Source organism: Vineibacter terrae (assembly GCF_008039615.1).
Classification (GTDB): Bacteria; Pseudomonadota; Alphaproteobacteria; order Reyranellales; family Reyranellaceae; genus Vineibacter; species Vineibacter terrae.
Genome location: NZ_VDUZ01000013.1, coordinates 1 through 15,001, shown reverse-complemented (window position 1 = coordinate 15,001; position 15,001 = coordinate 1). Strand labels below are relative to the sequence as shown.

General features: G+C 66.5%; 21 protein-coding genes and 1 tRNA gene. 14 read left to right on the top strand and 8 right to left on the bottom strand.

Features of this window, described 5'->3' with window-relative positions; translation table 11 throughout:
* Positions 1 to 22 precede the first annotated feature (22 nt).
* From FHP25_RS13360 to FHP25_RS13310, 11 genes are all read left to right on the top strand, one after another.
* Positions 23 to 460, top strand: a complete 438-nt coding sequence (locus FHP25_RS13360) for a hypothetical protein (protein WP_147847435.1) — start codon at positions 23 to 25, stop codon at positions 458 to 460.
* Positions 457 to 759 carry a hypothetical protein gene (locus FHP25_RS13355; RefSeq protein ID WP_147847434.1) on the top strand — a complete coding sequence of 101 codons (303 nt, stop codon included), beginning with the start codon at positions 457 to 459 and terminating at the stop codon, positions 757 to 759. Before FHP25_RS13360 ends, FHP25_RS13355 begins: the two co-directional genes overlap by 4 nt.
* On the top strand, positions 752 to 1,960 hold the full coding sequence (locus tag FHP25_RS13350) for a phage portal protein (RefSeq protein ID WP_147847433.1): 1,209 nt from the start codon (positions 752 to 754) through the stop codon (positions 1,958 to 1,960). Before FHP25_RS13355 ends, FHP25_RS13350 begins: the two co-directional genes overlap by 8 nt.
* On the top strand, positions 1,957 to 2,490 hold the full coding sequence (locus FHP25_RS13345) for an HK97 family phage prohead protease (RefSeq protein ID WP_147847432.1): 534 nt from the start codon (positions 1,957 to 1,959) through the stop codon (positions 2,488 to 2,490). Before FHP25_RS13350 ends, FHP25_RS13345 begins: the two co-directional genes overlap by 4 nt.
* Positions 2,487 to 3,644 carry a phage major capsid protein gene (locus tag FHP25_RS13340; RefSeq protein ID WP_147847431.1) on the top strand — a complete coding sequence of 386 codons (1,158 nt, stop codon included), beginning with the start codon at positions 2,487 to 2,489 and terminating at the stop codon, positions 3,642 to 3,644. The genes FHP25_RS13345 and FHP25_RS13340 overlap by 4 nt, the downstream gene beginning before the upstream one ends.
* A 12-nt stretch (positions 3,645 to 3,656) precedes the next feature.
* Positions 3,657 to 4,088, top strand: coding sequence for a hypothetical protein (locus tag FHP25_RS13335; RefSeq protein ID WP_147847430.1), 432 nt, complete (start codon positions 3,657 to 3,659; stop codon positions 4,086 to 4,088).
* 11 nt (positions 4,089 to 4,099) lie between these two features.
* Positions 4,100 to 4,300 (top strand): hypothetical protein, encoded by a 201-nt coding sequence (locus FHP25_RS13330; protein ID WP_147847429.1) that lies wholly within the window; start codon positions 4,100 to 4,102, stop codon positions 4,298 to 4,300.
* A 10-nt stretch (positions 4,301 to 4,310) separates the two neighbouring features.
* Positions 4,311 to 4,745, top strand: a complete 435-nt coding sequence (locus tag FHP25_RS13325) for a hypothetical protein (protein ID WP_218578363.1) — start codon at positions 4,311 to 4,313, stop codon at positions 4,743 to 4,745.
* Between the two features lie 86 nt (positions 4,746 to 4,831).
* Positions 4,832 to 5,173 (top strand): hypothetical protein, encoded by a 342-nt coding sequence (locus FHP25_RS13320; protein WP_147847428.1) that lies wholly within the window; start codon positions 4,832 to 4,834, stop codon positions 5,171 to 5,173.
* Entirely contained in the window at positions 5,166 to 6,866 is a 1,701-nt protein-coding gene (locus tag FHP25_RS13315; protein ID WP_147847427.1) for a terminase large subunit, read from the top strand. The genes FHP25_RS13320 and FHP25_RS13315 overlap by 8 nt, the downstream gene beginning before the upstream one ends.
* Positions 6,867 to 6,878: 12 nt before the next feature.
* Entirely contained in the window at positions 6,879 to 7,169 is a 291-nt protein-coding gene (locus FHP25_RS13310; protein WP_147847426.1) for a hypothetical protein, read from the top strand.
* A gap of 64 nt (positions 7,170 to 7,233) precedes the next feature.
* Here the strand turns inward: FHP25_RS13310 and FHP25_RS13305 are convergent, their stop codons facing one another.
* The 4 genes from FHP25_RS13305 to FHP25_RS40780 form a co-directional block, all read right to left on the bottom strand.
* Entirely contained in the window at positions 7,234 to 7,470 is a 237-nt protein-coding gene (locus FHP25_RS13305) for a hypothetical protein (protein ID WP_147847425.1), read from the bottom strand.
* A 15-nt stretch (positions 7,471 to 7,485) separates the two neighbouring features.
* Positions 7,486 to 7,695 (bottom strand): hypothetical protein, encoded by a 210-nt coding sequence (locus FHP25_RS40785; protein WP_178133505.1) that lies wholly within the window; start codon positions 7,693 to 7,695, stop codon positions 7,486 to 7,488.
* Between the two features lie 222 nt (positions 7,696 to 7,917).
* A complete protein-coding gene (locus FHP25_RS13300) occupies positions 7,918 to 8,313 on the bottom strand; it encodes a hypothetical protein (RefSeq protein WP_147847424.1) in 396 nt (131 codons plus the stop codon).
* A gap of 153 nt (positions 8,314 to 8,466) precedes the next feature.
* Positions 8,467 to 8,799, bottom strand: coding sequence for a hypothetical protein (locus FHP25_RS40780; protein ID WP_178133504.1), 333 nt, complete (start codon positions 8,797 to 8,799; stop codon positions 8,467 to 8,469).
* A 285-nt stretch (positions 8,800 to 9,084) separates the two neighbouring features.
* On the opposite strand from FHP25_RS40780, the gene FHP25_RS13290 reads away from it, so the two are divergent.
* Genes FHP25_RS13290 through FHP25_RS13280 form a run of 3 tightly spaced genes read left to right on the top strand, consistent with a single transcriptional unit; the run spans position 9,085 to position 10,791 of the window.
* Positions 9,085 to 9,444: a hypothetical protein gene (locus tag FHP25_RS13290; protein ID WP_147847422.1), complete on the top strand. Its 360-nt coding sequence runs from the start codon at positions 9,085 to 9,087 to the stop codon at positions 9,442 to 9,444.
* Positions 9,441 to 10,082 (top strand): hypothetical protein, encoded by a 642-nt coding sequence (locus FHP25_RS13285; protein ID WP_147847421.1) that lies wholly within the window; start codon positions 9,441 to 9,443, stop codon positions 10,080 to 10,082. The genes FHP25_RS13290 and FHP25_RS13285 overlap by 4 nt, the downstream gene beginning before the upstream one ends.
* On the top strand, positions 10,072 to 10,791 hold the full coding sequence (locus FHP25_RS13280; RefSeq protein WP_147847420.1) for a hypothetical protein: 720 nt from the start codon (positions 10,072 to 10,074) through the stop codon (positions 10,789 to 10,791). Before FHP25_RS13285 ends, FHP25_RS13280 begins: the two co-directional genes overlap by 11 nt.
* 69 nt (positions 10,792 to 10,860) lie before the next feature.
* Here FHP25_RS13280 and FHP25_RS13275 read toward each other — a convergent pair whose 3' ends face one another.
* From FHP25_RS13275 to FHP25_RS13260, 4 genes are all read right to left on the bottom strand, one after another.
* Positions 10,861 to 11,508, bottom strand: a complete 648-nt coding sequence (locus FHP25_RS13275) for a hypothetical protein (protein ID WP_147847419.1) — start codon at positions 11,506 to 11,508, stop codon at positions 10,861 to 10,863.
* Between the two features lie 195 nt (positions 11,509 to 11,703).
* Positions 11,704 to 11,779 (bottom strand) — tRNA-Glu (locus tag FHP25_RS13270).
* Positions 11,780 to 11,877: 98 nt separating this feature from the next.
* A complete protein-coding gene (locus FHP25_RS13265) occupies positions 11,878 to 12,879 on the bottom strand; it encodes a methyltransferase (protein ID WP_178133503.1) in 1,002 nt (333 codons plus the stop codon).
* A gap of 13 nt (positions 12,880 to 12,892) precedes the next feature.
* Entirely contained in the window at positions 12,893 to 14,779 is a 1,887-nt protein-coding gene (locus tag FHP25_RS13260) for a bifunctional sugar phosphate isomerase/epimerase/4-hydroxyphenylpyruvate dioxygenase family protein (RefSeq protein WP_147847417.1), read from the bottom strand.
* Between the last annotated feature and the right edge of the window lie 222 nt (positions 14,780 to 15,001).

Here is a 15,001-nt window from a genome sequence, read left to right as displayed (position 1 = left end):
CGGCGCTCTGGAGGCGCGCCCGATGACCGGCCCTGCCCACTACCGCCGCACGGCTGTCGTCGATGCCAGCCTGACCGGCCTCGAACCACCCGCCGCCGTGCGTGTGGCCGAGGCTGCCTTGGCCCGGGCCGAAGCTGCCGCCCGCGTTGCTCCACACGATGCCGGGCTGGCTCGGAGGGCGGCCGAGGCACAGCGGACCCTGAAGAACGCCCGGGAGGCGTGGTCGGTCGACCTGATCGACGTGTTGACCCCGCTGCGCGCGGAGGCTGCCGCCGGCATCGTGGGCGGCGTCGAGCGCATCCAGGCTGGTGCTGCCGCGCTACGGGCCATCGCGGATTTTTGCCGCCGCCACGGTCTGCCGGTCCTGCAGCCGTGGATTCCCATTCCCGACCTCGGCGAGACAGAGCGTGCCGCGCGACACGCAGCCCGCCTGCGTCGCCGGCGTGAGGGTTCGTCATGAGCCGCGCCGCCCGACAACGCCAGCGGCGGCAGGCGGCGGACAGGCAGCGGCGGTGTCGTGCCCGCGCCCTTCTGGGCCTGCGCACCTTCGATCTGGTGCTCCCCGAGGACGATGTTGCCGCGCTTCTAGTCGCCGAGGGCTATATCACGCTTGCCGAGTCGACCGATTTCGAGAGCGTCCGACGCGCGTTTGAGGCTTATGCCATCGACACTCTTCGCGCTTCTGTCACGCGTGAACATACAGACGGCGGCGAATCAGCGATGATGTCGTCTCCAGAACGAGTGGATCAGCGTGCTTAAGCGCATCAAAAGCCTGTTCGGCGCCCCGGAGCGGAAGTCCGACTCGACGTGGGAAGCGCTGATCGACGTCGCGTCCCGGACGGCGGCGGATATCGCCGTGTCGCCCACGGTGGCGATGCGGCACATGCCGTTCTACCGCGGCGCCGCGGTCCGCTCCGAGGTGCTGGGGTCGCTTCCCTTCCTGCTCTATCGGCGCCGGGACGACGGCGGCAAGGACCGCGCCACCGATCACCCGCTCTACCGGTTGATCCACGACCGCCCGAACGCCTGGACCTCGGCGGCCGACTTCCTCATGCAGATGGAGCTGGACTGCGTCACGCACGAAGGGGCGTATGCCTTGGCGAACCGCGCCGGCGCAAAGATCATCGAGCTGATCCGGTTGCCGCCACAGTCCGTCGTGGTGAAGCAGGACGACGCAACGCTCGAACCGAAGTACGAGGTCACGCTCCAGGGTGGCGCGCAGCGCACTTATCCGTGGCGCGATATCTTGCACGTGCCAACCCTCGGCGAGCTGTCGCCGGCAAGGCAGGCCCGCGAGGCCATCGGTCTCGGCATCGCCATGGAGCGTCACGCCGGCCGGCTGTTTGGTAACGGCGGTCGGCCATCGGGCGTGCTGAAGGTCAAGCATCGGCTGTCGCAGGTAACCGCCGATCGTCTCCGGGACTCCTGGCATGCGGTGCACGGCGGCTCCAACGCCGGCGGCACCGCCATCCTCGAGGAAGACATCGACTTCAAACCGCTGACCTTCACCTCGGTCGATCTCCAGTTCATGGAGCTGCGCTCGTTCCAGGTCATCGAGATCGCCCGGGCCCTCGGCGTCCCGCCGATGCTGCTGATGGATTTCGGCCGCGCGACCTGGGGCAACAGCGAGCAGATGGCGCAGGCCTTCCTGTCCTTCACGCTGCTGCCGCGGTTGAAGCTCTGGCAGGGCGCGGTGTCGCGGCTGCTGTCCGCCGAGGACCAGGCACAGTACGTGCCTGAGTTTCTTGTCGACGAGCTCGTGAAGGCCGAGATCGCGGCGCGCTTCGAAGCCTACGCGAAGGCGATCACCAACGGCATCTTGAACCCCAACGAGGTCCGGGCGCTGGAGAACCGGCCGCCATACGAAGGCGGCGACGAGTACCGCGTGCCGATGAACACCGAGACGCCGGGCAACGAGAAGCCGCCGGCGCAGCAGGCCAAGCCGAGGATCGCAGCATGACGACGGACCATGGATTCGCCTTCGAGATCGACACGAAGGGTGTCAGCGATGAAGGCGTCTTCAGCGGCTACGCCAGCATCTTCGGCACCGAGGATCTCGGCCGCGACGTCGTCGTCGCCGGCGCCTTCGCGAAATCCCTGCAGCGCCGCCCCGCCGGAAAAGTGAAGATGCTGCGCGATCACGACAGCCGCCAGCCCATCGGGGTCTGGACGGAACTGGTCGAGGATCGCAAGGGGCTGCGCGCGACAGGCCAGATCATCCTCGAGACCGAGAAGGGCCGCGAGACGCATGTGCTGATGAAGCGCGGCGCCCTCGACGGGCTGTCGATCGGCTTCCGCACCATCAAGGACAAGTTCGATCGCCCCAAGGGCATCCGCTTCCTCGAGGAGGTCGACCTTCCCGAGATTTCGATCGTGACCTTTCCGATGCACCCGCGCGCCACCGTCTCCAACGTCAAAGGCCACGATCCCGAGCGCGCGCGGGCGCTCGTTGCGGCCATCAAGCGCGCTGAGGAGGCGCTGAAAGCATGAAGCATGAGCGTTCCACCTGGACGGGTTGGCCGGTCCTGGAGACCAAGGCGGCCGATGACGACCCGGATCCCGTGAAGGCCATCGAGTCGCTGACGACCACGCTGAACGAGAAGTTCACGGGCGTCGAGAGCGAGATGAAGAAGCTCGGCGATCGTCTCGACGAGGAGATCGCGAAGCGTAATCGGCCCAACACGGACAAGAAGTCCGACGAGGAGACCGCCATCGAGACGAAGGCTTTCGACGCCTTCCTCCGTCGCGGCCGTGAGGTGCTGACGCCGGACGAGGCGAAGTCGCTGCGGGTGTCGGATGACACCGCCGGCGGCTATCTCGCCCCCGATCAGTTCGTCACCGAGCTGGACCGCAACGTTGTCCTGTGGTCGCCGGTGCGCCAGGTCGCCACCGTGCGCCCGACCAGCGCGCCGGCCGTCCTGTGGCCGAAGCGCACCGGCGGCATGACCGGTCAGTGGGTTGGCGAAGGACCGGCGGCACGGCCGCAGACGACCGTGACGTTCGGGCAGTCCCGATACGCGGTGTGCGAGTTCGCGGCGTATGTCGACGTCAGCAACTCGATGCTCGAGGACTCGGCCTTCGATATCCCGGGCCTGCTCGCCTTCGAGTTTGCCGAGGAGTTCGGCGTCGCCGAGGGCACGGCGTTCGTCAACGGCGCCGGGCCGCTGATCCCGCCCGGCTTCATGCAGAATGCTGACCTCAGCTACACGGCCAGCGGCGACGCATCGAAGATCACGGCCGACGGCCTCATCGATGTCTTCCATGCCCTGCCGACGCCGTACCGGGCGCAGGCGGTGTGGATGATGAACAGCACCACGCTCGGCACCATCCGCAAGCTGAAGGATGGCAACGGCAACTACCTCGTCCTGACCGCGGGCCTGGCGGGCCAGGTGACGACCACGATCCTGGGCCGCCCGGTGCTGGAGGCGCCGGACATGCCCGACGTCAGCGGCGGCGCCTTCCCGATCGTGTTCGGCGACTTCGCCCGTGGATACCGCATCTTCGACCGGATCAGCATGTCGATCCTGCGCGACCCCTACAGCCAGGCCACGAACGGCATGACCCGCTTCCACGGTCGTCGTCGTGTCGGTGCCGGCGTCGGCAAGGCCGAGGCGCTGCGCAAGCTCAAGGTCGGAACCTCCTGAGGAGATCACCCCATGCGTGACCTGCACAACAACATCAACATCAAGCGCGGGCTGTCGCCCGTCGCCGCCGGCACCGACAACACGCCGTACGTGTCGCAGATCGTCGACACGCTGGGCCATGGTTCCTGCGAGTTCGTCATCCTCATCGGTGCCAACACCGACGCCGATGCGACGTTCGCGGTGCTATTCGAGGATGGCGATGCGGCCAACCTCTCCGACCACGCTGCGGTCGATGACGCCTACCTGCTGGGCACCGAGGCGCAGGCCGGCTTCACGGCGGCCGACGACGACAACGAGGTCCGAAAGATCGGGTACGTCGGGCCGAAGCGCTACTGCCGCGTCACGATCACGCCCAGCGGCAACAACAGCGGCAACATCTTCCTCGCCGGCTGCTGGCTGCTCGGCCATCCCGCGAGCGTGCCGACGCCGAACCCGCCAGCGTGATGGAGGGCGACATGTCCTACAACACCAAGGTCTATCACAAGCAGGACGGCGACGAGGTCGTTGTCGCCGACGGCGGCAAGATCACGGTCGAGGCCGGCGGCAGCTTGATCGTCGGCGGTGCCGACCTCGGCGCCCTGCCGACCTCCGATCCTGGCGACGGCGTCACGCTGTGGAATGACGCCGGCGTCCTGAAGATCGCCAGCGGCCCGTAAGGCGCCCGCGATGCCGATGCGCCCGCCCCGTGCCTGCGGCTGTGGCTACACCATCGCCGCGGGCGAGATGTGTCCGTGCCAGCGTGCCAGGAAGGCGGCAGCCGACCGCCGTCGTCCCGGCGCGCGGGCCCGTGGCTACGACTCGAAGTGGCAGCGGGAGAGCAAGGCGTTCCTTGCCCGCCCGGAGAACAGGCATTGCGTCTGCGGCTGCGGGCGGCTGGCCGACATGGTCGACCACATCATCCCGCACCGCGGCGACCAGCGGCTTTTCTGGAACCGCGCCAATTGGCAGCCGATGGCGTCGTCGCCCTGCCACGCCAGCCGCAAGCAGTCGGCCGAGCGGCGCGCGACCCCGGGGGCCTCGCAGACTTTCCAGCCTGGGGGCGGGACCGGCGGGGGCGTCGAATTTTTGGCGACGCACATTAAAATTCCAGGGAAGTCCTGACGATGCGACCAGGCCCCAAAGGCAAACCGCCCGCCCTGAAGCTGATCTCCGGAACCGATGAGCCGGGCCGCCGGCGGGAGGCGATCGTGGCGCCCGTCGCCGGGGATGTCGTGAAGCCGGCCTGGCTGCGCGGCCGGGCGGCCAAGCTGTGGGCCGAGAAGGTCGCGATCTACGCGGCGCGCGGCCAGAGCATCGTCGGGTGTGAGGCCGCGCTGGCGCAGTACTGTTCCATCGAGGCGGCGCTCATCGAGCAGTACCGCAAGAAGAACACGCCGCCGGTGGCGCAGATCACCGCTTTCCGGATCCTCGCCGCGGAGTTCTTCGACACCCCAGCCAGCCAGATCGGCCGCACGCCGGCCGGTGGCAAGGTGAGCCGGTTCGCTGCGAATGCGCCGAAGCCGCCAGCAACCGGGGGCCGGGATGCGTGACTATGCGGCCATCGCGCTGCGGTACTGCCGGGACGTCGGCAGCGGCAAGGTGGCGGCCTGCCGATGGGTCAAGCTGGCCTGTGCTCGCCACCTGCGCGACCTCGACCGGGCCCGGACCGATCCGGCATGGCCCTATCGGTTCGATCCATGGCACGCCGGCAACGTCTGTGACTTCATCGAGAAGCTGCCGCATGTCGAGGGCCGGTGGTCGACGCCGACGATCACGTTGGAACCATGGCAGGTCTGGTTGCTCGCCACGGTGTTCGGCTGGCGCCGCCGTAGCGACGGCGGCCGGCGGTTCGAGCAAGCCTATACAGAGGTCGCGCGCAAGAACGCCAAGAGCGCGCTGACCAGCGGCGTCGCCCTGTACTGCCTGACCTGTGAGGGCGAGGTCGGCCCGCAGGTGAAAACCGCGGCGACCAGCGGCAGCCAGGCCCGCATCGTCTTCGACGTCGCATCGAAGATGGCGAAGCTGACACCGGACCTCTGCGAGACGTTCGCCCTGGAGGTGATGGCCAACTCCATCGTCTGCGGCGCCAGCGGCGGCAGCATCCAGCCCATCAACGCGAAGTCATCGACGCAGGACGGTCTCAACCCGCACCTGACCGTGATCGACGAGCTCCACGCCCACAAGGACCGCTCCCTCTACGATGTCCTGCGCTCGGCGACCGGCGCGCGGCGCAACCCGCTGGGCTGGTACATTACGACGGCGGGCTACAACACCCAGGGCGTTTGCTATGAGCAGCGCAGTTACGTCACCAAGATCCTGGAGCAGGTACTCGAGGACGATACCTATTTCGGTGTCATCTACACCCTCGACGAGGGCGACGATCCCTTCGATGAGCGGGTGTGGCCGAAGGCGAATCCGAACCTCGGCGTCAGCGTCGCCATCGACAAGATGCGGAGCTACGCCAAGCAGGCGCGCAACTCGCCGGCCAGCGCGGGCGAGTTCAAGACGAAGCGCGTCAATGTCTGGCAGAACGCCGCGGCGGCCTGGCTGTCGATGGAGCAATGGAAGGCCTGCGGCGACGCCGAGCTGCGGATCGAGGACTTCACGACGGAGCCGGCATGGATCGGCGTCGATCTCGCCGACACCAACGACGTCGCCGCGGTGGTCATCGTCTTCGAGCGCGACGGCATCTTCCACGCCTTCTCGAAATTCTTCCTGCCGGAGCTGCTGGTCGACGTCTGTGCCCACCGGACCACCACGCACTACCGGGTTTGGGCCGACGAGGGCTTCATCACGACGACCGAAGGCGACTTCATCGACCACGGCAGGATCGAGGAGGAAATCCGGGCCCTGTGCGACCAGCACCAGGTCGAGAAGATCAGGATCGAGCACTACGGCTCCGCCCAGATCGCGGCCAGCCTGCTCGGCGACGGCCTCCCGGTCGAGATCATCCACAAGAAGCCCGACACGTATTCGGAGCCGGCCAAGATGCTGGAGGCGCTGGTCGAGATCCGGAAGTTCCGCCACGACGGCAATCCCGTCCTGACGTGGATGGCATCGAACTGCGTCGTCGACCGGCGCGTCAACGGCACCATTTTGCCGAAGAAGGAACACAAGGACTCACCGAAGAAGATCGACGGAATCGACGCCACGATCATGGCGATCGGGGGCGCGACGGCCGGCGGCAACAGCCGTTCGGTCTATGACAGCGACGAGCGACCCGAAGGGCTGCTCATTGTTTGAAGGAGACGATCAATGGACGACATCGCGGTGACGGGTCTGTCCCTCGTGCTGACGCCGAAGCCCAACAAGAGCGGCGACAGCGTCTTGGCATGGTTCGACTGCAAGACGTCTGAGGTGGAGCTGTATGGCTGCGCGCTGGTGCGGCAGCCGGGCGGTAGGCTCAAGGTCTGGGCGCCGAAGCTGGACGCGGTCGATTCGGGCGCCCGCCGCGGCGTCAACTTCTGCAACAGGGAGCTGCCGGCGACGCTCGTCGTCAAGGCGCTGGCGGCCTATCGGGCTCTCGGCGGCGCACACGGCGAGTGAACGCCCCAACCTTCGTCGTCAGCCCAGAACGTTGACCTCTGCCGGCTCGCCCGCGCGCCCCTGCTCAATCTTTCCCTGTGCTCATGAACGGCGCGGTAGGCTTCTCGCCGCCAATCTCGCGCAAGCCGCCATCTGCAATGAGGCCTTCAACCGCCTGAATGGCTACCTGGATCGTGGCGAGATACTCGACTTCCTCACGTTCGGGCGGCAGGTTGCCGCTCGCGAAGTGCCACAGCAGTCGATCTCGCTCCGACTTGAAGTACTCCAGAAGTCGGGTTTCCCCCAGCATGCTTGCCGTCACCTTCCCCCTCCAGCGCTACATCGAATCGAATTTCTTACGAAATGCGATGGCATCCTTCACGGATTGCACCGCGGCCCCGTGAAGCGCCAGCTTTTGTAGGTCTGCCTCATCGTAACGCTCGGTGTTGTTGGCCATGACGGCCTCGACGAGTTCCAGGCGAGCATGCTCCAGAAGGCCCAGAAAGCCTTCCATGTCATCGATATCCGCTTCCGGTGGCCTGGCCATTGAGCGATCCTTCGGTTGCTGCGTGCGATCATGACACAACCGCCGAGCCCTTGCTGGCGATTTCCAGTCCAGTTTAGATCAGCCCTTGAGCAGGCGCCGCCTGAACGGCTTGGCGCCGCGGCCTCCAACTCCCGTTCGCGCCTGGCATGTATCGACGGAGTGCGACTTCAACCGGCCGCTGGTGCTGTCGGCCTAGCTAGGGGACCGTTGTCAGGTCAGCGGTCACGGTTGGCGTGCGTATTCCCGAATGAATTGTTCAGCTAGATTGATTGTTATGTGGCACAGATAAGAGGGGTCGCTCACCCCTCCCTGTTTGTAACATCCGGCGATTTCGGGTTTGTTGGACGGACCGAAGAACCGCCGAGTGTCGCCGTTCTCTCCGGTTTCCTTCTTCGTCACCTTCTCACTGGAGAGATAGAGACGGCGTGCATCGGCGCCTTCACAAAAAAGCACCAGCTGGGTCGCATCCAGCTTGCCGTCGAGCTTGACGGTTATGTTGATCGTTGCGTTTTTAATACAGCTTTCCAACGCGTCGCCGAGCGGCTGTGCCGCGGCATCCCATCCGGCGACTCCGAATGAGACGAGTGAGGCAACGGCGGTCTTAAGCAGTGGTCGCATGATGATACCTACGTACGTTTCGGGACGCGCTTCAACCCCAGCTCGACCAGCCGGCGGATCGCTTCTGCGCGCGACGGCAGGTCCGGTTGCTGCCGGCACCATTCGTCGATGCCAAGCGCTACGCCGGCATAACGGTGGGCCAACGGCCGAGCCTCACCACACGGGAAACGGATCTCGACCATCATCGTCGTCAAGAGACAGGTCGTCGCCACGATCTTGACTGTCCGCATAGGCTGGCAACAGTTTCGCAATCTCAAGGTCCGTCATGCCGTCCTGGCGCAGGATTTCGACGCCGAAACCGATACAAAGATCTGCTACCTTCCCTGGATGCACGCCTGACATGATGGCCATGTCAGCGACAAGAAATAGAGCGTCCCTCGCTCTTTGTAGGTGGCGAGGGACGTCGCCATCTCCCATCCGGATTTCTTGCCCGCGTGCCTTCAACGCTTCATGCCATCGCTTCCATCCGTGGTCGAACCTGTACATGGGATCCCCCCTCCCCTCTTTCTGGCATGGGATGTTGACACCTGCGCTGCCCACGTGCACCATTTTGTCGGGTGCTGATAACACCCATTTAAACGCGAGCCGATGGTCGCCCGGAGGCGGCCTTTGCTGTGCCTTGATCCTGGGGCACGGCGCCCCTTGCCGGGGGTGCGACGGATAAGCCGGAAACGGCCCAAGAAGTCCGCCGACTCGCGTCGGTTATCAGCCCCCGGCGCCAGCGCTGTTCGTTGGCAATGGCCTGATAAGCCAAACGCGAGAGCACCAACCATGCACATCGAGGAAACGCGCGCCGTCGCGCCTGCTGGACCCGCACCGGGCCGGTGGATACTGGAGATCGCCGACGCCGACATGGCGCCGGCGCTGCGCCCGGGCGACTTCGTCGAAGTCGACGCCCTTGACCGCCGGCCATCGCCGCCGGGCGTCTTCGTCCTCGCTGAGCGCAGGGGCGGCACGGAGCGCCTGCTGGTCCGCCGGCTTGAGGTCTGCGGCCCCATGCCGGCCTACGTCCGGATCACGTGTGACGGCGGCACCGCCCCGAACCGGATGGCGCTTCTCGAGGATCTCGACGTCCGCGGCCGCGTCGTCGGCGCGTTCGTCCTCTGGGGCAAGGGGGAGGTGCGGTCATGAGCGCGACATCGACCCGCCGGCGCGTGCTGGCAGCCGCGACAGCGGTATCGTTCGGCACCGTCGCATCCGCGGCGGCATCAGCCCAGCGTGAGGACACTATGCCGAGAGACCAAATCGCAGCCACAGACCCCGATGCTGAGATCCAGCGGTTGCACGACGCCATCGTTGCGCAGCAGGCAGAGATTGATCGCATCAGCGCCGAGAACGAGGCGAGATACGAGCTCGCCGTCGCACACCAGCCGGCTGAACCTGTCCTTCGCGTCACTGGCATGACTGAACAGGAGGCGAAGCAGATCAAGATCGGCGATCCACTGACCGAGCAGCAGAAGGCTGATTTCGAGGCGTGGTACCGCCTCTGGGAGGCGTGGCGCGCCAAATGCGATCGCACCAAGGCCGAGCACGGCTACGTAGACACCGCCACTGACCCTGCCGAGGGTCAACTCACCCAGCTACGTGATGAACTCGCCGAAACGCCGGCTCGCACGCCCCGCGGCGTCCTGCTCAAGCTGCGCGCCGCCGTCGCGATAGAACTTGGTCGGGAGTGCCTTGAGGACACTGGCTTCCACTACGCCAATCCTGTCGTTTTCAGCGTGATCGACGACATGGAAGCCATCGCGGGAGGCGACCATGTCGCGTGATACGGCCAACGCAACCCGCCGCGGCTTCCTGGCCGCGTTCTCCGGTGGCGCTGCTGCCGCCACCGTCCCTGCGCTTGCCGCGCTACCGGCCGAGAAGCAGGCGCAGGTTGCGCCGGTTTCTGCGCCTGCCGAGCCTGACCCCTTCATCACGGCATACCGCGAATGGGTCGCCTCCTGCGAGGCATATAAGGCGGCCAATAAGGCGCACCTCAGCGCCAGCAAGGGATTGCCCGCCTGTGTGCACCACGGCGATCCGAAAATCACGCTGGTCCACTACAACGCCCCGCGCGGGGAAGAGCACCATTACCAGATCTGGTCGTTGGACGGCCGCGGGCGCGGCTTCGATGGCCGCTGGGATATCTTGGCATCAGACGATCCTGAGGGCGCGGCGCGCATCCGGCGCTATCTGCAACGGGAGTTGCGACGCAAGGGCCGCATGATCGCGGAGCTGCGGAGGAAGCACAACCTCGACGCCTTGTCCGATGCCGAGGAGAAGGCGTGCGCCGACATGCACGCCGCGGAGGAGCGGATGAGGAAAGCGATTCCGACCTCAGCACTCGGCGTCGCGCTGGCGGCTCGCATCTACGTGGAGGGGATCCGCTACGGTTGCCCGGACCATGTTCCGGTGTTCGCCGGCGCGGTGGCCTTGGTGCCCCAGGCGGCCTTGGATGAGTTCGGCCCGGTGCCGCAGCCATACGGCAGCGACTGAGATCTCAGTCCGGTCCGGCGGCTTCGGCTGCCGGGCCTCTCGCACGGGCCCGGCCGCGCGCCGGGCCTCTTATTTTGCCTGCTGCGTCATCTGCTGAACCATGAGCATGGCAGCCGGAAACATTGCCTCCAGAACCCGCATATCGTTTCGCCGGGTCTTGTCGAGACTCGCCGCCAACGCCATAGCTTCGCTCTTGCGATCCTGCATCAGTCTGGAAAACATCAGGCCCAGGACGCACTGTTCGTCACGCCGCCAGAGGTGGATCAACTGCTGCATCGGCTCGAAGAGCACACGCGCCGGTCCGCCCATAAACATGCCTGGCGTGCAGAATTGCACCCAGATCGGAAAAAACGCGCACTGAGGCGGATACGCGCCAAGCGCCTTCAGCCGCTCAAGGCATTCGATAAGCACGAAGTCGGTGTACCGATCGTCGTGCAAGTCCAGCGTCGCATCCGGGTCGCGATCCGCGTGCTTGAAGAACGTGTAGTGTTTCCGCAGATGAAAGCGAAGGTCGCGCTCCAGGGCAGGGCCGCAAGCCAGAAAGATGTCGTCGAACGTCACCCGAATGCGCCGGTGCTGACATAGGTTCGCGAGGATGTCGCGGGCAGCAAAGGCCAAGGTGTGGGCGGAAACAATGTCGGATCGGGATAGGACCAGCTCGATCGCGGTGGCTACCTGTCGGCTGGCAACTTCAATCTTTGTGATTGGCTGGACCATTGGTCGTCCCTGGGATGGAGACTGAGCCGCGCGCGCTGCCCCTTCGCGAACAGCGATTCGCGTGACTATTCGTTCGGCCGCGACGCGGGTCGCCCTACCACAGTCATCCGGTCGAACTGGCGCTCCATCCCAGAAGCGATATTGGCCATTTGTTGGACATCCGGGCCGAGGATCAAGCTAAGTGCTTGATATCATTGGCGCCCCCTAGGGGATTCGAACCCCTGTTTCAGCCGTGAGAGGGCCGCGTCCTAGGCCTCTAGACGAAGGGGGCGAGGCCTGACGGGCGGCTTGTAGTCCATTGCGCGGCCCGAGGCAACCCCTCACCGGTGGGGATGTCGGCGCATCGTGACAGCCCGTCGGGGCGCGACGTTACGGCTTGCGGCCGGTGACGCGGCTGAGGATGCCGGGGATGAACTCGTTGACCGTCACGCCGACAAAGCCGGCCGTCGCGAAGTAGCGGCGCACATCGGCTTCGCTGTGCGCCACGCCCGTGCTGCCGAACACCGCCTCGTTGAGCCCCCACAGCGCCGGGTTCAGCGGGCCGCTGCGGTCGTCGTTCAGCATCTCCCCCACCAGATGCATCTCGCCGCCCGGCACCAGCGCGGCGAACGCCTTGCTGACGACGAGCTGGATCAGGTCCGGGCTGTATTGCGGCAGGTTGCTGGCCATCACCACCACGTCGACCCCGGCGGGGAAGTCGCTCTTGGTAAAATCGCCGGCCATCGCCGACACGCGGTCGCCGACGCCATGCTGCGCGATGTACTCGCGCGCCACGACCACGACCGGCGGCAGGTCGAGCACGATCGCCTCGAGCCGGGGCCAGGTCTGGGCCGCCACGATGCTGTAGGCGCCCGAGCCGCCGCCCAGGTCCAGGAGCTTGCGGCGGCTCGACAGGTCGACCTGGCGGCAGAACCGCCGGCCGGCGCCCATGCCGATCGAGTTGGTGGCGGCGTGGTAGCGGCGCGCGTCCTCGACGGTGAAGCCTTCGTAGTCGCCCAGCACCTTCTCGGCGGTGGCCTTCAGGGCCTCGGACAGCTTGCCCCAGCGATCCCAGCGCGGCTTGGTGAAGGTGATCCATGGCCCGGCATAGCGTGGGCTGCCTTTCACCAGGAAACGCTCGACGTCGGGCGCATTGGCGTAGGTGTCGCCGGTCTTGGCCAGCAGCGTCATGGCCGTCAGCGCCGTCATCAGCCGCTCGGCATTGCGCGGCGTGACGGCAATGGCCTTGGCAACGGCGGGGATCGTCGTCGCACCCCGCGAAATCGCGGTGAACACATCCAGCTCGACGGCCGCCATCAGCGCCGCGCTCTGCTGGTAGGCCAGCGCCAGGGCCTGAAGCCGGGTGGTGTCGAGCCTGTCTGCCTGAGTCATGGTCGGTCCTTCGTCACATGTGCTGCGACTGTCGGACAAACCGGGTCTGCGCGGCAAGCCTGATGGCGGCGTTCGCGGCGCCGAAGCCGCCATAGCCGCGCCGCTCGACGATCTCGAAGAAGAACCGGTCCTCCCGGCTCTGCACATAGGCCTGGAGATATTCCGCCCCGTCCTCGCGGTCATAGAGGATGTTGTGGGCCCTGAGCCTGTCGATCATGGCCGGCGGCAGGTCCGTCTTGGCCTCCAGATCGTCGTAGTAGTTCTCGGGGATCGGCAGCAGGTCGACACCGTTGGCCGAAAGGCGCGCCACGGTCTGCAGGATGTCATCGGTCGCAAAGGCGATGTGCTGCACGCCCGAGCCGAACATCTCCGACAGGAAGCGCGACGACAGCGTGCGATTGGACTGCGAGGCGTTGAGCACGATGCGCACGCTGCCGTCGGGCGCCTGCACGACCTGGCTCTTGACCAGCCCGCCGGGGTCGACGACGTCCTGCTCCGAGGTCTTGGTGACATCCAGCAGCGACGTGTAGAACAGAAGCCACGCCAGCATCTCCTCGTAGTGCATCGACTGGGATATGTGGTCGACCCGGGTCAGCCCGGCGTCCGCCCCTGGCGCCGGCCCGCTGTCCGGGGCAGCGAACTCGATGTCCCATACCCGGGCAAGCTCGCTCTTGGGATCGACGAAATAGACCAGGCTGCCGCCCAGCCCGCGCACCGCCGGCACCTCCAGCTCGCCCGGCCCGACGGCCTGCCGGAACGGCATGTCCAGCAGCTTGCGGGCACGGTCGAGCGTCGCCGCGGCGTCATCGACCTCCAGGCCGATGGCGCAGACCGAGGTTCCGTGCGTGATGTTGTAGGAATGGGCGAAGCCCTCCTTCTCGGTGTTCACCACCAGATTGATGCCGCCCTGGCACCAGCGCTCCACGGCTTTCGACTTGTGAATGCCGCCCAGGCGGAAGCCAAGCCCGCCCAGCACCCGCCTGAACGACGGGGCGTCGCCCTCGTCGATCGCGAACTCGATGAACGCCGTGCCCCGGCAGCGGGCCCGCGGCGGCAGGCCCGGCACGCCCGCCGTCGCAACCCCGGTCCGCGCCCGCAGCTGGTCCAGCAGATAGATCAGCGCGCGGTGGCCATCGACCGCCACGCTGCGCGCCGAGCCGGCCCGGAACTGATCGTTGAAGATCTCCAGCGACAGCAGGCCATCGAAGCCGGTGGCCTGCAGGGCGGCCATGAAGTCCAGCAGCGGCAGGTCACCCTGGCCGGGGAAGTTGCGGAAATGCCGGCTCCAGGACAAGTAGTCCATGTCGAGGACAGGCGCATCGGCGACCTGGACGAGGAAGATGCGGTCGCGCGGGATCGACGCGATGGCAGCCAAATCCGTCTTGCGTGCCAGGATGTGGAACGTGTCCAGCACCAGGCCGACCGCCGGATGGTCGGCGCGCCGCACGGCTTCCCAGGCATCGCGGTAGTCGTTGATGTGCCGGCCCCAGGCCAGCGCCTCGAAGCCGATCCGCAGGCCCCGCCGTGCCGCACGCTCGCCCAGCGCATGCAGGTCGGCAGCGGCGCGGTCGATGGCGCCGAGGCTGTCCGGAGACACGTTGGAGCAGACAAGCAGCAGATCGCAGCCCAGCGCCTGCATGACGTCGAACTTGCGCTCGGCGCGCGCGAACACCCGCTCCCGCCGATCCGCCGGCATGCCCTCGAAGTCGCGGAATGGCTGGAAGGTGATGGGTTGCAGGCCGAGCCCGGCGATGATCTCGCGGACGTCGGTGGGCGTGCCGTTGAACGACAGCAGGTCGTTCTCGAAGATCTCCACGCCTTTGAAGCGCGCGGCGGCGATGGCCTCGAGCTTCTCGTTGAGCGCGCCGCTGAGCGACACGGTCGCGATGGCTGTCTGCATGGTCTTGCCTCCTGCCCTGGGGCGATCACATATGCAGCCGTTCTCCCCTCGCCCCGCGGGAGCGGGGAGAGGGAGGGTGTACGACCGGATACATCGCTGGTAGCACCGCGCCGGTGGCACCTGGCCGAGCGCTTCATGCGGCCGCTCTTCGTTGAATTGGCGGACAAAGGCGGCAAACCGACGCTGCTGGCCGCGCCAGGTCGCCGCCGGCGGACTCGCCGC

Coding starts and splice junctions, on each gene's coding strand:
- FHP25_RS13300 (WP_147847424.1), bottom strand. CDS start 8,313: ATGCGACCACTGCTTAAGACCGCCGTTGCCTCACTCGTCTCATTCGGA.
- FHP25_RS13325 (WP_218578363.1), top strand. CDS start 4,311: ATGCCGATGCGCCCGCCCCGTGCCTGCGGCTGTGGCTACACCATCGCC.
- FHP25_RS13355 (WP_147847434.1), top strand. CDS start 457: ATGAGCCGCGCCGCCCGACAACGCCAGCGGCGGCAGGCGGCGGACAGG.
- FHP25_RS13360 (WP_147847435.1), top strand. CDS start 23: ATGACCGGCCCTGCCCACTACCGCCGCACGGCTGTCGTCGATGCCAGC.
- FHP25_RS40785 (WP_178133505.1), bottom strand. CDS start 7,695: ATGGCCAGGCCACCGGAAGCGGATATCGATGACATGGAAGGCTTTCTG.
- FHP25_RS13330 (WP_147847429.1), top strand. CDS start 4,100: ATGTCCTACAACACCAAGGTCTATCACAAGCAGGACGGCGACGAGGTC.
- FHP25_RS40780 (WP_178133504.1), bottom strand. CDS start 8,799: ATGTACAGGTTCGACCACGGATGGAAGCGATGGCATGAAGCGTTGAAG.
- FHP25_RS13260 (WP_147847417.1), bottom strand. CDS start 14,779: ATGCAGACAGCCATCGCGACCGTGTCGCTCAGCGGCGCGCTCAACGAG.
- FHP25_RS13285 (WP_147847421.1), top strand. CDS start 9,441: ATGAGCGCGACATCGACCCGCCGGCGCGTGCTGGCAGCCGCGACAGCG.
- FHP25_RS13275 (WP_147847419.1), bottom strand. CDS start 11,508: ATGGTCCAGCCAATCACAAAGATTGAAGTTGCCAGCCGACAGGTAGCC.
- FHP25_RS13340 (WP_147847431.1), top strand. CDS start 2,487: ATGAAGCATGAGCGTTCCACCTGGACGGGTTGGCCGGTCCTGGAGACC.
- FHP25_RS13290 (WP_147847422.1), top strand. CDS start 9,085: ATGCACATCGAGGAAACGCGCGCCGTCGCGCCTGCTGGACCCGCACCG.
- FHP25_RS13335 (WP_147847430.1), top strand. CDS start 3,657: ATGCGTGACCTGCACAACAACATCAACATCAAGCGCGGGCTGTCGCCC.
- FHP25_RS13265 (WP_178133503.1), bottom strand. CDS start 12,879: ATGACTCAGGCAGACAGGCTCGACACCACCCGGCTTCAGGCCCTGGCG.
- FHP25_RS13310 (WP_147847426.1), top strand. CDS start 6,879: ATGGACGACATCGCGGTGACGGGTCTGTCCCTCGTGCTGACGCCGAAG.
- FHP25_RS13345 (WP_147847432.1), top strand. CDS start 1,957: ATGACGACGGACCATGGATTCGCCTTCGAGATCGACACGAAGGGTGTC.
- FHP25_RS13315 (WP_147847427.1), top strand. CDS start 5,166: ATGCGTGACTATGCGGCCATCGCGCTGCGGTACTGCCGGGACGTCGGC.
- FHP25_RS13280 (WP_147847420.1), top strand. CDS start 10,072: ATGTCGCGTGATACGGCCAACGCAACCCGCCGCGGCTTCCTGGCCGCG.